Origin of the sequence: Corynebacterium rouxii, assembly GCF_902702935.1 — a bacterium.
Lineage (GTDB): Bacteria > Actinomycetota > Actinomycetes > Mycobacteriales > Mycobacteriaceae > Corynebacterium > Corynebacterium rouxii.
In genome coordinates this window covers 1,969,478-1,983,308 of record NZ_LR738855.1, presented here as the reverse complement: position 1 = coordinate 1,983,308, position 13,831 = coordinate 1,969,478, and the positions used below count along the sequence as shown (strand labels likewise).

Here is a 13,831-nt window from a genome sequence, read left to right as displayed (position 1 = left end):
ATGAATATTTTTGATACCGAGGTCACGCTGATTAACGGAGAGAAAACCTCGATGGATCAGTGGGCTGGTCATTGTTTGTTGATCGTGAACACTGCATCAGAGTGCGGGTACACCCCGCAGCTGGAGACTCTCGAGGAGCTCTACGAGGATTACGCTATGCGTGGTTTCTTTGTGATTGGTGTTCCTTGTAACCAGTTTGGGGAGGAAGAACCTGGCAAGGATGCTCAGGTGGCGCGTCGATACGAAGAAAAGTTTGGGGTGCGGTTCCCGCTTTTGGCTAAGTCGGACGTGAACGGACCGAACACCATCGAGCTGTATAAGAAACTCAAAGGCGATGGCCCAGATATTGAGTGGAACTTTGAAAAGTTCGTGGTGGCACCAAGCGGTGAGGTAGTAGGTCGTTTTGCGCCGTCGCTGGATCCTGATGATATGAAGATCATCAACGTGCTAGAAGAGTATCTCCCTATTTAATTACGGGTTATAAACATAAAGGTGGGCTGATAGCAATTGCTATCAGCCCACCTTTATGTCCCTCAATCCCAAAGGAAAGATGCCTCAGAAAGGTTACGCCAGTGGATGTTGATTCAGCCTGTAAAGATCTGCGCCCCTCAACGCCTATCCTCGATGGCCGGTATTGAATCACTATGGGTCCAATGGGGTTTATGGTGTTCATACTCGGAGTCCCTCAACAACAAGCATGATCCTTATAAGCCCGCTGGCGTATATGGATTGCGGTTTTAGCTACAAACCTCAACCCGAGAGTTAGCTGTCAATGAACCTCTCCTTCCCGAATGCTTCTTCTATATTCCCTCAACAACTTGCGCTGTTGATGTCTCCTAGTGTGCACCCAATCCGATGGTGATGCAAGGGGAGCCCCACTCTCGTCAAAAACCCTTCTACCTGCATAAATGCTGTTCTCTGGCAAAACTCTGTGATGTCTGCTGAGTTGCTGGATCACGGGACTGACCTGCGTCTTCGCACGTCATGTGACTGTGAACGGTGGGGTTAATGTGGCGGTATTGGAGTTTGCTGTCAATATGCTTGAGAGTAGGTATATATGTGTTGACCTGCTAAAAGTCCCAGTCTTCTTCCGTGGTTTCTTCCGCGGTTCCGATGATGTAGGCAGAACCGGACCCCGAGAAGAAGTCATGAGTTTCATTGGATTCTGGGGTTAAGGCCGCAATAATTTCGGGGCTTACGTGTGCTGCTTGTTCTTCGTATGCCGGCTCGTAGCCTAGGTTCATCAGTGCTTTGTCGGCGTTGTAGTACACAAAAGACATCACGCCGTCCAAGGTGAGGCCTTCTAGGGCATTGGCTTGGTCGGCTGGGACGTAGAGGTCGGCGGTGTAGGCCTTTTCCATCTCGAGGAGTTCGTCGCAAAGCGAGTAGGTGAACTCTGCCATTTCATTGGCGCGTTCGGGTTTGAGCTCGAGCCCGCGTTGATATTTATATCCGGAGTAGTAGCCGTGGACGGCTTTATCGCGCAGGATGAGGCGGATCATGTCGGCGGTGTTCATGAGTTTTCCGCGTGTTGATAGCCAAAGTGGCAGGTAGAAGCCTGCGTAGAGGAGTAGAGAAGAGAGCAGCGTGGAAGCGACTTTTCGTTTGAGGGGATCGTCGCCGTAGTAGTGTTCGATGACGCGGGTGGCGCGGCGCTGGAGAAGGGGGTTGGATACGGCCCAGGTGTAGGCGTCGTCGATCTCCGTGCTGGAGCACATGGTGCTAAACACTGAGGAGTAGCTGCGGGCGTGGACGGCCTGCATGAAGGCGATGTTGGCGTAGACGGCTTGTTCGTGTTCGGTGTGGGCGTCGGGAATTTGGCTGATTTCGCCGACGCTTGCTTGGAGTGTGTCAAGCAGCGTAAGCCCTGTGAAGGTGCGGGTGACAAGCTCGCGGTAGACGGGTGTCATGGTGCGCCAGGTAGGGAGGTCGTTGGATAGTGGCACTTTTTCTGGTAGCCAGAAGTTTGCGGTGAGGCGCTGCCACACTTCGTTGTCTTTTGCGTCTTGGGTGCGATTCCAGTTGATGGGGCGCAGTGGGGTGGTGGGGTTGTGTAGCCATTGTGGCGGGGTGATGGAGTTGTCGATGTAGCTCATTTGGTGGTCCTTTCGTTGAGTATGGCGATCACGGTGTCGTGGACGTGGCGGGCATCGGAGTTGGTGCCGAGTAGTTCGAATCGATGGATTTCGGGCACCTTGCATTTGTGTGCGATGGTGGTGCCGGCGAAGCAAAAGGCGGGTCCGAAGTTGCGATTTCCGCTGGTTATCACGCCTTTGAGGAAGTGTCGGTTTTGTTCGACGTTGAGGAATTTGATCACTTGTTTGGGTACGGCTTTGGCGAGGTCACCTCCTCCGTAAGTCGGGGTGATGAGCACGTAGGGGCCTGTTGCGATGATGGGGTTGTCGCGGGTGCGGAGCCCGATGCGTTGGTGGGTGAGTTTGGTTTTTTGGATGAAGCGGTGAGTGTTTTCCGACACTGAGGAGAAGTAGATCACCTGCGGGTTTGTCGACGCTTCCACTGTGGCCTCCTTGCGGTGTTTTTGTGGGGCGGTGTGTGGAAATGATGCACCACACAACCAAAAGTTCAAAGCATTGAACTTTTGGCGATGATCGCAATGTACGCCACAGTGGCCGCAAAAGAAAACCGCGTGCACGACCGTGGGGCGTGGCGTGGAAACCTACGCAGTGGTAGGTTTTGGATTCACATACATTCGCAGTCTCACCGCCACGAGAGGAATGCCAATGACCGCAGCACCGCCAACCCAGATGGTCGAATATCGCCGATGGTTCTACGACCGCGGCCCCCGCCCCATCACCCGCGGCTGGTTCCACCTCGTGGCCGCATGGTGTGCCCTCGTCTCAGGCTCAGTACTGTCCACCTTTGCCTTCATTTACCGCCCTTGGCCACAGGCGCTCGGCGTACTGATCTACGCCATCGGGGTAGTAGCCCTCTTTGGTGTATCCGCCGCATATCACCGCGGCCGCTGGAAAACCCCCGAAACAGTTGCGTGGTGGCGTCGCGCCGACCACGCCACCATTGCAATATTCATTGCAGCAACCTACACGCCCCTATGCCTGATCGCCCTCCCGCAATCGCTCTGGGTGCTCTACCTTGCATGGGCAGGAGCCGCAGGTGCACTCATCCTCAGCATGGTGTGGATCACCCACCCGCGCTGGCTAGCGGCCACCATTTATATCGCTTTAGGCTGGCTGATAACCCCACTGATCCCTGCACTTTGGCACGCCGAAGGCCCAGCCGTGGTATGGCTGCTGTTTATCGGCGGCATTGTTTACTCCGCAGGCGCTATCGTGTACGCCCTACGCTGGCCAGGAAGAAACGCCACCATCATGGGCTACCACGAGGTATTTCACGCAGCTACCATCGTGGCCGCAATCGTTCACCTCGTCTCTGTCTGGATGGTGGTCATACCCAACGCCTCGTAGCCTTAGTCGATGCGCTGCGTGGTCTTTTGTGCGATCAACGGCATAGGGGAATACTGTGCGCGCAACTCGCGCAGCACATTGGCATGCTCTGCCAACTGCAGATCCTCCTGCGTACGCGGCACAAACTGGCGCGCCGGCAGCGGATTGCCATCAATATCAACCGCAACATAACTCACCGTCGCATGAATTGCAGTATGAAGATCCTCGCGCCCGCCGCGAGGATTTCCGGAACGCACAAAAATTGACATCTGCATGCCGCGATTGTCAGTACGCATCATCCGCGCATCCACCTCAATCAAATCGCCAATCTGAATCGGGCGATAAAAACGGATACCACCAGCATAAACCGCAACCGTATGCTCCCCAGACCATTCCATTGTGCAGGCGGCACCGGCCTCATCGATCCACTCCATGGCCGTACCACCGTGAACCTTGCCGCCCCAGTTCACGTCCGTAGGCTTAGCCAAAAAGCGCGTGACCAGCCGTGGCGCATCGGAAGGGCCAACGTAAGTCTGCTTCTCCATCTCCTCCTCGATAGCCTTGCGCAGATCGATACGAGACAACGCAGACTCCAGCACCCGCTGCTCCTCAGGACCATCAGGCGTAAACGACGGCACCGGCATGGCCCCGCCCGTTTCCGGATCCTTAGCCACAAAAATCACCAAGCAGTCACACGCACGAGTAAAAACACCCTCGCGTGGATCCGCCGACAACACCTCATTAACAATGTGCATCGACGACCGCCCCGTCATCGCAATTCGCGAGCGCACCTCCACCATGTGCCCCGACGGAATCGGACGCGTGAAATGAATATGGCCCACATACGCGGTCACACAGTACGTCCCCGACCACTGCACCGCGCACGCATAGGCAGCCTTATCAATCCACTCCAACACACGACCACCACCCACGCCATGGCTACCAGCCATCAATACATCGGTGGGAGCAGCAAGAAAACGAAGGGTAACGTGAGGGGAGCGTGTATTCATGCAATAGAAAATACCGGAGGTACAAGCACATGGCACGACGAGCCCCAGATCCTGCAGAAACACGAGCAGCGGTACTCGCCATCGCCGATTGGATCGCACACCCGGAAAGCGTCGAAAAGCCCCCACGCATGGCCATCGCTACAGCTGTACGCCTGACCGTAAGGACCGTCGAAAAGCTCGCGCCGGGCAACTCCGTGGAACTCAGAGTGCCGCCATTTGTTGCCGTGCAATGCATCGAAGGCCCACGGCACACCCGCGGCACCCCACCCAATGTTGTAGAAACCACGCCGCTTGCGTGGCTGCGGCTTGCTACTGGGTTGGATCCCTACGCTGGCAACCCGCAAGTGTCGGCTTCGGGCACCCGTGCAGGGGAGATCGCATACTGGCTGCCCGTGGTGACGCTTAATCAGCATGGCCCTGTATAACGCGGGGGTAAGCGTGCAAAATCTAAAGCATTAGTGCAACGTGGCAATGCACGTTACTATGGGCAGCGTGGCACAAACTGACCAGCCCCAAAAAGACAATCTTCCGTTTGATTCCACTACCGTACCCTCAACGTTGACAGACCTTGACGACCGCGGCGAACAGGCTCCGCGCGAGGAATGTGGCGTTTTTGGTGTGTGGGCGCCAGGCGAAGAAGTATCCAAGCTCACCTATTTTGGACTTTTCGCCTTGCAGCACCGTGGACAAGAAGCTGCGGGAATCGCCGTCGGTGACGGCGATCAAGTCGTGGTATTCAAAGACTTGGGGCTTGTGTCCCAGGTGTTTGACGAACCTACCTTGGAATCCCTCAGCGGCGACGTGGCCATCGGCCATACCCGTTATTCCACTGCGGGTGGAGTGATGTGGGAAAACTCCCAACCAATGTTCCGTGTAACCCCAGAAGGAACCGATGTGGCGCTGTGCCACAACGGCAATCTGGTGAACTACCTCGAGCTCATGGCAGAAGCCGCCGAGCACGATTTGGTAAAACCTGACACTGAGCCCTCCGATTCCGATGTGATGACAGCCCTGCTGGCACACGGAGTATCGGAGGGTACATCTTTGATCGAATCCGCCCGAGCACTCCTGCCTCGTATGCGTGGTGCGTTCTGCTTGACCTTCACCGATGGTCACACCATGTACGCAGCCCGCGACCCGTGGGGTGTGCGCCCGCTCGTCCTTGGTCGACTGGAGCGCGGCTGGGTGGTTGCCTCGGAGACCTGTGCACTCGACATCGTGGGCGCGTCGTTCGTACGCGAGATCGAGCCAGGTGAACTCGTTGCTATCGACGGCGCCGGCATTCATAGCGAACGCTTCGCACATCCACAGCGCAAGACGTGCGTGTTTGAGTATGTCTATCTTGCTCGCCCTGATTCCACGATTCATGGCCGCAACGTCAATGCAACCCGCATGGAGATCGGCCGTCGACTAGCACGAGAATCGCCTATCGACGGCGACCTTGTTATCCCAGTCCCAGAATCCGGCAACCCTGCTGCGGTCGGCTACGCCCAAGAGTCGAGGATTCCTTTCGGTCAAGGTTTGGTGAAAAACGCCTACGTTGGCCGCACCTTTATTCAGCCGTCGCAAACCCTGCGCCAGCTGGGTATTCGCCTCAAGCTCAACCCGCTGCGTGAGGTCATCCAAGGCAAGCGCCTTATCGTCGTGGACGATTCCATCGTGCGCGGCAACACCCAGCGAGCCCTGATCCGCATGCTGCGTGAGGCCGGTGCCGCCGAGGTTCACGTGCGCATCGCTTCGCCGCCTGTGAAGTGGCCATGCTTCTACGGCATTGACTTTGCAAGTCCCGGCGAACTGATCGCAAACGCTGTCACCGGTGACAACGAAGCCGAGGTGGTGCAGTCGGTCTGCAGCGCCCTTGGTGCGGACTCCTTGGGCTATGTCTCCACCGATGCCATGATCGAAGCCACGCAACAGCCTCGCGCTGAACTATGCTGCGCATGTTTTGATGGTGAGTATCCCATCGGTATGCCTGCCGGAAACAAAAACGCCGAACTCGTATCCGCGATGAAGCGCAGCTCCTGCGCGAGCGTCGACTAGCTGCGAATCAGCACACTCTACTTACACCCCAACGTACATAAGGATTAAAGGTCCCCCACATGACGGAAAAGAACGACAACGTTTCCTACGCCGCCGCAGGCGTGGATATTGAGGCCGGCGATAAAGCTGTTGAGCTTTTCGCCCCTCTAGCCAAGAAAGCAACTCGCCCAGAGGTTCGCGGCGGCCTCGGCGGATTCGCCGGCCTATTCGCGCTTGGTAAGTACCGTGAGCCATTGCTCGCGGCCGGTTCCGATGGCGTGGGTACCAAGCTGGCTATCGCCCAGGCAATGGACAAGCACGACACCATTGGTATCGACCTCGTTGCCATGTGCGTGGACGACCTCGTTGTCTGTGGCGCGGAGCCACTGTTCCTGCAGGACTACATCGTCATCGGCAAGGTTGTACCTGAGCACGTGGCACAAATTGTCTCCGGCATCGCCGAGGGCTGCATCCAGGCTGGTTGTGCATTGCTCGGTGGCGAAACCGCAGAACACCCAGGCGTGATGGAGCCTGAGCATTACGACGTCTCCGCAACCGCCGTGGGCGTTGTCGAAGCAGATGAGGTCCTCGGCCCAGACCGCGTGCGCAACGGCGACATCGTGATCGCTATGGCATCGTCTGGTCTGCATTCCAACGGCTACTCCTTGGCTCGCCACGTCTTGCTAGAAAAGGCCGGTTTGCCTCTCGACGGCCACATGGAGGAGTTCGACCGCACCCTGGGTGAGGAGCTGCTCGAGCCAACCAAGATCTACACCAAGGACTGCTTGGCGCTTGCCGACGAGTGCGAAGTACACACCTTCTGCCACGTCACCGGTGGCGGTTTGGCCGGCAACTTGGCTCGCGTTATCCCAGAAGGCCTTACCGCAGAGCTTTCTCGTGCCACCTGGACCCCTGGCCAGATCTTCCGCACCATTGAGACCATCGGACAGGTCCCTCAGGTTGAGATGGAAAAGACCTTCAACATGGGCGTGGGCATGGTTGCTGTTGTTGCTCCGAAGGATCGCGATCGTGCACTAGCTATCTTGACTGCTCGTCACATTGACGCGTGGGAGCTGGGTACCGTGCGCGCTACCGAGGGCGAAGAACCATCGGTCATCCTGACGGGTAACCACCCAGGCTACTAAGCCGAAAACTCGCGTTAAAAGCGGGGGAGGCTGGCGCGGCTACTTTAGTAGCTGGGCCAGCCTCCTTTTTGTGGCACAAGTAAACCCCGAGTAGCACTCGGGGTTTACTTAGCTAGGCTAGGGAAGAACTACTTTTCTTCCCAGTCGCCATAATCGGCGTACTTGTCGGCTACGTCCTCATAGTCATCCACATAAGAGTCAGAGTGGCTCTTGCTCGAACTTGGGGACTTCTGGGCCAGCTCCCTTTGCAGAGAGTCCAAATCCATATCTGGCGTGTTGTACTTAAGCTGGCGTGCAACCTTGGTCTGTTTAGCCTTCGCGCGACCGCGACCCATGGCATGACCCCCTTGGAGTGAACAGGAGAAGGGATGGGAAAGCCTGCTTCTCCATTTAGCTATTTATTCGACGTGTTTTTTCCTATAAGACACAATAGCCCGAAACGGAGCAATTTGTCGCACTGAAAGTGTACCGCACGGAAATTGTTCCCCCAACAAAGGCGTAGTTAAAACTTTACGCATGGGTATTTTCGCAGCTCACAATGAGGAAGAGTATTTTCTTACAGTCCACGCAATTTGTTGATTGCTGCGCGTCCAGCTTTCTCTCCTTCGTCGTGTGGCAGAGAATCGGGGTCAATACTCAGCGCCACATCGTCGCCAGCTTGCAAAGTGGCAGACTTCAACGCAGAACGCTTCACTACCGCAAGACCAATGGGGCCGAGCTCGAAATCATCCACCACGGTGCCCAAGAACCCCACGGTGCGTCCACCAACGGTAAGCGGCGTTGCGGGCCGAGGCTGCTCCGGCGCGGAGCCGTCGATAAGTACCATGACGAGCACTCGTGGCGAACGCCCCAGATTTTCTACGCGTCCCACCGTCTCTTGACCGCGATAGCACCCTTTATTTAGGTGCACCGCGCCGATGTGCTCGTCGCGCCCAATCAACGAAGCCGCCTCGTGAGGAATCGTTGTGGCATCCATGTCCAAACTCATCGCTGGTTGGAGGGAACGAACTCGTGCCGCGGTATAAGCCATCATGCCAGCAGGATGGAAACCACGCTCTTGCAAAGTAGCAGCTACTGCCATAAGGCTGGCACGTGGAACCACCACGTCGCGACGCGGCAACGAAAAATCTACGACAGGACTTATTGCTAATGCCTCGGGGAGGGGAGCGTCGATAAGCGCATCAAGATTGCGAGCACTGATAACGCTAATTACTGCCGCATCTGTCACCTCAATAGCGACCTTCGACCAAAAGATCATGCGTGTTAAAAAGGTGTGCAAGGATTCCAACTGAGCCGCGGGAACATGTACGTAGAACACGCCCTCTGCAGCGATGATCTCCATGTGATGGACAATATGGCCTTGGATATCAAGATCAAGAGCCTCGCCAGCCCACAAGGAAGGAAGATCAGTGAGCTTTTGAGACAGCAAATTATTCAAAAAAACTGCTGCATCCTCGCCGCTGACGCAGAGCACGCCGCGATGCGAACGATCAACAAATCCGCCGCTGCGTTCAAAATAACGCTGCTCGACTAGGGGGTCACCATAGTGCCAAGCAACACCGGTGTATTCGGGAATCTCGTTGCCGCCTTGAGGCTCAGCTGCACCGGGCAGGCTCAAAAGGGGGCTGGAATATGTAGCGAGTGATTCAGGATTTGTCACAAAATAGATCGTACATCCCAAATGCGTGCGCTTCAGCGGGCATAATGAAGTACATGGCGACAGACACGTCTTCACCTAAGCATGAGCCGATCATCATTGCCGTTGAGCCCTATGGTGGATCGGTGCGCGATCACAGCCCCCTTCTGCCCTTGGTGTACTGGGACGATGCGGCAGTAACGCGTGGCGATGGCGTGTTTGAGACGATCCTGTTCCGACACGGTCGCGCATGCAATTTAGAACGCCACGCGCAGCGTTTTCGTGACTCAGCGGCGTTGTTGGATTTGCCAGAGCCTCGCCTAGACCACTGGCTGCATGCCACATCGATGGCGGTAGAGAAATGGTTTCAGCGCTCGGAGCGAGACGCCAAATGCGTATGGACGTACACCCGTGGGCGTGCCAGCACCGGACATCCCTCGGCGTGGCTCACCATTACAGCGGTGCCGGATTCTATCTTTGAACAGCGGGAAAAAGGCGTGCGTGTAATGACTACCCCACGTGGCTATCACATCGACACCAGCAACGCGGTGCCTTGGGTGGTCATCGGAGCTAAAACGCTGAACTACGCCTCAAATATGGCTGCCTTGCGGTGGGCGAAAAAAGAAGGCTTTGACGACGTCATCTTCATCGAAGAAAGTCGCATATTAGAAGGAGCCACTTCAACCGTGGTGACATTCCGCGGAAATAAAATCCGTAGTCCTTTCCCCGGTGGCGACGTGTTGCCAGGCACCACCCAAGCAGCGCTTTTTGATCACGCCACTGCCCAAGGCTGGAACTGCAAACTCAAAGACATGGACGAGGTGTACCTCACTGAAAAAGCCGATAGTGTGTGGCTGATTAGCTCCGTTCGAGGAGCCACGAGGGTGCGACGGATAAATGACACAAAACTGCCCCGACCAGACAACGAATCTGAGATTCGCGAGCTGATCGAGGCAGCACTGACAGCACCGTAGCTGTTATTAACCGATCACGCGGGAAAGTTCTGCGGACATCCGGGGACGCATCTCGCCATCGACCATGCGCTCATCTACCCAACCTAGGTTGTTGTTTGGCATCAAGCCGTAGAGACGCTTGCCAGGGCCGAGAGTAGCTGGTCCTTGAGCGGTCACCATGGTGGAGGCGGATTCAATCTGCCATGCGCGCTCGTTCATTGGCTCGCCGTAGAAGATCTCGGCTACACCAGTGGAGTGCGTGAGTACTACTTCGATTTCGTCTTTGAGGCTAATGCGCCAGAAACCGGACTCGCGGTAATCTAAATCGGTGGAGTTGCCTTCGTTGTCAAGCTTCCAGATACGCGACTCGTAGGTGAGGTAGTTTTCGCCGTCGTGAGCGAAGGTAATCTGCTGGCCAAATGCGTACTGGCCATCTTCGGCGGTGTCCGCGTGTCCGGTACCGCGCCATACGCCAACGAGTGGAAGTAGCGCGAGCAGACCGTCGTGAAGGTTAGGACCCTCGCGAAGGTTGGCGGTGTCATCAGGGATAGGTAGGTCGCCTAGGCCTGGGATGTTACGGTGCGCGGATTCTTTCCACTGCTCGGCAGCACGGTTAACTGCGTCGTTACCGCTGAGCGCGGTGGGCTGTACTTCATCGTTGGTGTGTTCACTCATAGTCCACCAGCCTACTGGTTTGGTTGGCATACACCACAAATGTTCGCGTTTGGCGATAAGGTGGGTGGCGTGCGCGCCCTTATTATTAACAACCCGAACTCAACGACGCAGTCCGTTGAGATGTTTCGGCATGTGATTCCCACACTGCGCGCAGTGCCTGGTCTTGAGCTTCGTGCCCAGATGACCCACTATGCGGGACATGCTCGACATATGTGTAAAAACCTCACCGTAGAGGATTATGACGTGGTCATCGCCGTGGGCGGTGATGGCACGGTTAATGAGGTCATTAATGGACTGCTTGGCGATCTACCTACGTCCCCACCGGCGTTAGCGGTGATCCCTACTGGCTCGGCGAACGTGTTTGCCCGTGCATTGGGTTTTCCTGCAGATCCGGCCCATGCTGCTGAGGTATTGGCAGATGCCTTGCATAGGGGAAGCAAGCGGCGGATCAATTTAGGCAAGTGGGGTAGTCAGTGGTTTGCGGTCAATGCGGGCTTTGGCATTGATGCCGATGTGATCGCTGCAGTGGAAAGAGTGCGTCGTCGCGGCTTTGCGGCTACTCCGCTGCGTTATGCTCACGCTGCGATTCGCTCGTGGCTGAAGCTGCACCGGCACACGCCTCGGATGAGCGTGCGGGCCATCAACCGCAAGGGTGAGGAATTCGTGTATGACGATCTCCCCATTGTGGTTGCGTCTAATACCAATCCTTGGACGTTTTTAGGGCCGCTGCCTGTGGTGACCAATCCGCGTAATTCTTTTGATTTGGGGTTGAGCCTGTGGGCGATTACCGATTTACGCGGTATTGGCGGTGTGGCATCGATGGCACACCTTGTGGGTATTGGCCACAATAAGGTCATTGCCGATGTGTTGCAGCGGCGTACCTTGATGTTTGATGATGCCACCGAGGTCAGCATCGTGTGCCACGAGAACCAGCGCTTCCAAGCTGATGGCGAATATGTTGGCCAGTTTGATGGGGTGACGTTAAAAGCGGTGGCGGACGCTATTGAGGTTTATGCGCCGACAGAGCCGGTGAAACCAACTCCATTATCCATGCTCAAAGTGGGGTTGAGCTTCTTCGATCCACGCTTGTGACGCACAGTTTTATTCCACAACCACTTTGTTGTTGGTGGAGCGCAGCGGCGAGAGGTCTTCAAGGTGAAGGGTCACGTTGCGTTCTTGAGCTTCGAATCGGATGGTGCCACCAGAGAAATACACGTAGCTTGCTTGGGCGTTAATGGGCAGGGTGCGGGTATTGAGTGTCCAAGCAAAAGCTGCAAGGATTTCGTCATCGCTGGCGGTGTTATCGCCACGGTCCATGACAGTGGTGGGGGTGAGGAAGAAATCTTCGCCTTTAAGGCGTAAGTCTGCCTGTACAGTCACAGAGCTGTGAAAATCACGAGGGGTGCCGCGAAGTTGAACTTCGCTGGAGTTGGTACCGGAGGGGGAGATGTCGTAGGGGTTGGATAGGTCGAGGTCGTCGATTCCTAGCTGTTTTCCTACGGCTACACCATCGAATCCGACGTTGCGCGATACGAGCTGTGCTTTTGCGCCGTCTACGGAACCGCTGAGTACGTCGCTGGGGTTGAGTCTGAGGTCGGTGACTGAGGTTCCAGCAACCAGCAGGCCGAAGTCTGCTACTTCTACGTCGGAGACGTTGACGGATAGTTCTGGGACTTTTCCTGTAATCAGCGCCGCAGTATAAGGTGCTCCGCCCACATATACACCTGGGTTTTGATCGAGCTGTGCGTTGCTGCGGACCGCTTGGGAGATGCGGTGTTCGGCTCGCGCGGCGATGGCTGCGTCGATAGCCCACAGGATCAGGCCAACTGCGATGAACATGATGATGGTGATGAGTAGGGCGTGGGCGCTACGACGGCGCGCTCGGGGGTCGGAGTCGGTGTGCACGCCTTTATTTTTACCACTAGGTGCGTAGGGTGGGTCACATGAAGATGATTGAAACGTCCTTAGCTACGACCTCGGTAGCGCTTCGTGATCGAGTAGATGAGATTATTGTGGCGGCTACCCGTGCTGATGGTATCGCCCCGTTGTCGGAGAGCTTTCTTAATGGGCTACGGCGGGAAGACGATGGGCATGTTCATTATTGTGTGACGGATAGCGACGGTCTGGTTGTGGGGATAGCAGCTCAGGATGCTGAGAGTGCTGAGGTGGTTGTCCACCCAGAGTGCCGACGTCAGGATTATGGCAGCTTCCTTATCCGGCACCTTATGTCCAAGGGGGTGAAAAATGTGTGGGCTCACGGTGACGGCTCTGGTGCGCGTGCGGTGGCGAAGGCGCTGCACCTAGTTCAGAGCAGGCAGCTTCTTGTGATGGCTGTTGAGGGGGAACAGTTGGCGGAGTCTGCGCAGTTGCAGGTTCCTAATGGTTTTAGGGTGTTGGCCTTGAATGAGGCCTATGAGAGTATTCCGGATATTGAGCAGCAATGGTTGCGGGTAAACAATGAGGCGTTTGAGTGGCATCCTGAGCAGGGCGGTTGGGATAGCGCCAGGTTGGCTAAGACGCGCGATGCGTCGTGGTTCCGCGAATCGGATGTGTTGTTTCTTATCGATACCGCCAAGCGCACTGTTGCCGGCTTCCACTGGACGAAACGCCACGGTGATCTGGAAGAAGGCGCCGATGGCGAGGTGTACGTTGTGGGCCTAGGAAGCGCTTATCGACGCCGCGGCCTGGGGGACCTGTTAATCCGCATGGGTTTGCACCACTTGGAATATGAGAAGGCTCGCCGCGTCATTCTCTATGTGGAAGGCGATAATCAGTCGGCGCGCAGAGCATACGATGCTCTTGGTTTCCACGTGACGGAGTCTCATGTGACGTATTCTCCGCAGCCCTCCTTATAACGAGCCGCTAGGTAATGTACAGGTGAAAATAGTCGAATTTTGTGCATCCTCGCAGCAAAGCGCGATGGATTACTACAACGTGTCGGGTGTAGATCACCTGAACTTGCCTAGGGCGT

15 protein-coding genes are annotated in these 13,831 nt (G+C 56.1%); 8 read left to right on the top strand and 7 right to left on the bottom strand.

Annotated features, from left to right (window positions below; genetic code table 11):
• Positions 1 to 471 (top strand): glutathione peroxidase, encoded by a 471-nt coding sequence (locus CIP100161_RS09790; RefSeq protein ID WP_155873990.1) that lies wholly within the window; start codon positions 1 to 3, stop codon positions 469 to 471.
• A 599-nt stretch (positions 472 to 1,070) separates the two neighbouring features.
• Here the strand turns inward: CIP100161_RS09790 and nrdF are convergent.
• On the bottom strand, positions 1,071 to 2,096 hold the full coding sequence (nrdF, locus tag CIP100161_RS09785; RefSeq protein WP_155873988.1) for a class 1b ribonucleoside-diphosphate reductase subunit beta: 1,026 nt from the start codon (positions 2,094 to 2,096) through the stop codon (positions 1,071 to 1,073).
• The gene (gene nrdI / locus CIP100161_RS09780) at positions 2,093 to 2,518 is read right to left on the bottom strand and encodes a class Ib ribonucleoside-diphosphate reductase assembly flavoprotein NrdI (RefSeq protein WP_155873986.1); all 426 of its coding nucleotides are present in this window, start codon (positions 2,516 to 2,518) and stop codon (positions 2,093 to 2,095) included. Before nrdI ends, nrdF begins: the two co-directional genes overlap by 4 nt.
• Before the next feature lie 223 nt (positions 2,519 to 2,741).
• Between nrdI and trhA the strand changes: the two genes are divergently transcribed.
• The gene (trhA, locus tag CIP100161_RS09775; RefSeq protein ID WP_155873984.1) at positions 2,742 to 3,443 is read left to right on the top strand and encodes a PAQR family membrane homeostasis protein TrhA; all 702 of its coding nucleotides are present in this window, start codon (positions 2,742 to 2,744) and stop codon (positions 3,441 to 3,443) included.
• A gap of 2 nt (positions 3,444 to 3,445) precedes the next feature.
• Here trhA and CIP100161_RS09770 read toward each other — a convergent pair whose 3' ends face one another.
• Complete coding sequence (locus CIP100161_RS09770; protein ID WP_155873982.1) at positions 3,446 to 4,432, bottom strand: acyl-CoA thioesterase; 987 nt, start codon at positions 4,430 to 4,432, stop codon at positions 3,446 to 3,448.
• 29 nt (positions 4,433 to 4,461) lie between these two features.
• On the opposite strand from CIP100161_RS09770, the gene CIP100161_RS09765 reads away from it, so the two are divergent.
• Genes CIP100161_RS09765 through purM form a run of 3 tightly spaced genes read left to right on the top strand, consistent with a single transcriptional unit; the run spans position 4,462 to position 7,596 of the window.
• The gene (locus tag CIP100161_RS09765) at positions 4,462 to 4,857 is read left to right on the top strand and encodes a sterol carrier family protein (RefSeq protein WP_155873980.1); all 396 of its coding nucleotides are present in this window, start codon (positions 4,462 to 4,464) and stop codon (positions 4,855 to 4,857) included.
• Between the two features lie 58 nt (positions 4,858 to 4,915).
• Positions 4,916 to 6,472 carry an amidophosphoribosyltransferase gene (gene purF / locus CIP100161_RS09760; RefSeq protein WP_390884966.1) on the top strand — a complete coding sequence of 519 codons (1,557 nt, stop codon included), beginning with the start codon at positions 4,916 to 4,918 and terminating at the stop codon, positions 6,470 to 6,472.
• A gap of 59 nt (positions 6,473 to 6,531) precedes the next feature.
• Positions 6,532 to 7,596: a phosphoribosylformylglycinamidine cyclo-ligase gene (gene purM / locus CIP100161_RS09755; protein WP_155873978.1), complete on the top strand. Its 1,065-nt coding sequence runs from the start codon at positions 6,532 to 6,534 to the stop codon at positions 7,594 to 7,596.
• A gap of 128 nt (positions 7,597 to 7,724) precedes the next feature.
• On the opposite strand, the gene CIP100161_RS09750 is transcribed toward purM, so the two are convergent.
• Both CIP100161_RS09750 and ygfZ read right to left on the bottom strand, forming a co-directional pair.
• Entirely contained in the window at positions 7,725 to 7,931 is a 207-nt protein-coding gene (locus tag CIP100161_RS09750; RefSeq protein ID WP_155873976.1) for a DUF3073 domain-containing protein, read from the bottom strand.
• 221 nt (positions 7,932 to 8,152) lie between these two features.
• Positions 8,153 to 9,214 (bottom strand): CAF17-like 4Fe-4S cluster assembly/insertion protein YgfZ, encoded by a 1,062-nt coding sequence (gene ygfZ / locus CIP100161_RS09745; protein WP_155874577.1) that lies wholly within the window; start codon positions 9,212 to 9,214, stop codon positions 8,153 to 8,155.
• Between the two features lie 95 nt (positions 9,215 to 9,309).
• Between ygfZ and CIP100161_RS09740 the strand changes: the two genes are divergently transcribed.
• A complete protein-coding gene (locus CIP100161_RS09740; RefSeq protein ID WP_155873974.1) occupies positions 9,310 to 10,206 on the top strand; it encodes an aminodeoxychorismate lyase in 897 nt (298 codons plus the stop codon).
• A gap of 6 nt (positions 10,207 to 10,212) precedes the next feature.
• On the opposite strand, the gene CIP100161_RS09735 is transcribed toward CIP100161_RS09740, so the two are convergent.
• Positions 10,213 to 10,860, bottom strand: a complete 648-nt coding sequence (locus CIP100161_RS09735; RefSeq protein WP_155873972.1) for an FABP family protein — start codon at positions 10,858 to 10,860, stop codon at positions 10,213 to 10,215.
• A gap of 69 nt (positions 10,861 to 10,929) precedes the next feature.
• Here CIP100161_RS09735 and CIP100161_RS09730 point away from each other — a divergent pair, with 69 nt between their 5' ends.
• On the top strand, positions 10,930 to 11,952 hold the full coding sequence (locus CIP100161_RS09730; protein WP_155873970.1) for a diacylglycerol/lipid kinase family protein: 1,023 nt from the start codon (positions 10,930 to 10,932) through the stop codon (positions 11,950 to 11,952).
• A 9-nt stretch (positions 11,953 to 11,961) separates the two neighbouring features.
• Here CIP100161_RS09730 and CIP100161_RS09725 read toward each other — a convergent pair whose 3' ends face one another.
• Positions 11,962 to 12,765 (bottom strand): LmeA family phospholipid-binding protein, encoded by an 804-nt coding sequence (locus CIP100161_RS09725; RefSeq protein WP_155873968.1) that lies wholly within the window; start codon positions 12,763 to 12,765, stop codon positions 11,962 to 11,964.
• 38 nt (positions 12,766 to 12,803) lie between these two features.
• On the opposite strand from CIP100161_RS09725, the gene mshD reads away from it, so the two are divergent.
• Positions 12,804 to 13,715 carry a mycothiol synthase gene (gene mshD / locus CIP100161_RS09720; RefSeq protein WP_155873966.1) on the top strand — a complete coding sequence of 304 codons (912 nt, stop codon included), beginning with the start codon at positions 12,804 to 12,806 and terminating at the stop codon, positions 13,713 to 13,715.
• Positions 13,716 to 13,831 lie beyond the last annotated feature (116 nt).

Coding starts and splice junctions, on each gene's coding strand:
- mshD (WP_155873966.1), top strand. CDS start 12,804: ATGAAGATGATTGAAACGTCCTTAGCTACGACCTCGGTAGCGCTTCGT.
- CIP100161_RS09750 (WP_155873976.1), bottom strand. CDS start 7,931: ATGGGTCGCGGTCGCGCGAAGGCTAAACAGACCAAGGTTGCACGCCAG.
- purF (WP_390884966.1), top strand. CDS start 4,916: ATGGGCAGCGTGGCACAAACTGACCAGCCCCAAAAAGACAATCTTCCG.
- CIP100161_RS09790 (WP_155873990.1), top strand. CDS start 1: ATGAATATTTTTGATACCGAGGTCACGCTGATTAACGGAGAGAAAACC.
- trhA (WP_155873984.1), top strand. CDS start 2,742: ATGACCGCAGCACCGCCAACCCAGATGGTCGAATATCGCCGATGGTTC.
- CIP100161_RS09765 (WP_155873980.1), top strand. CDS start 4,462: ATGGCACGACGAGCCCCAGATCCTGCAGAAACACGAGCAGCGGTACTC.
- nrdF (WP_155873988.1), bottom strand. CDS start 2,096: ATGAGCTACATCGACAACTCCATCACCCCGCCACAATGGCTACACAAC.
- CIP100161_RS09770 (WP_155873982.1), bottom strand. CDS start 4,432: ATGAATACACGCTCCCCTCACGTTACCCTTCGTTTTCTTGCTGCTCCC.
- purM (WP_155873978.1), top strand. CDS start 6,532: ATGACGGAAAAGAACGACAACGTTTCCTACGCCGCCGCAGGCGTGGAT.
- CIP100161_RS09735 (WP_155873972.1), bottom strand. CDS start 10,860: ATGAGTGAACACACCAACGATGAAGTACAGCCCACCGCGCTCAGCGGT.
- CIP100161_RS09740 (WP_155873974.1), top strand. CDS start 9,310: ATGGCGACAGACACGTCTTCACCTAAGCATGAGCCGATCATCATTGCC.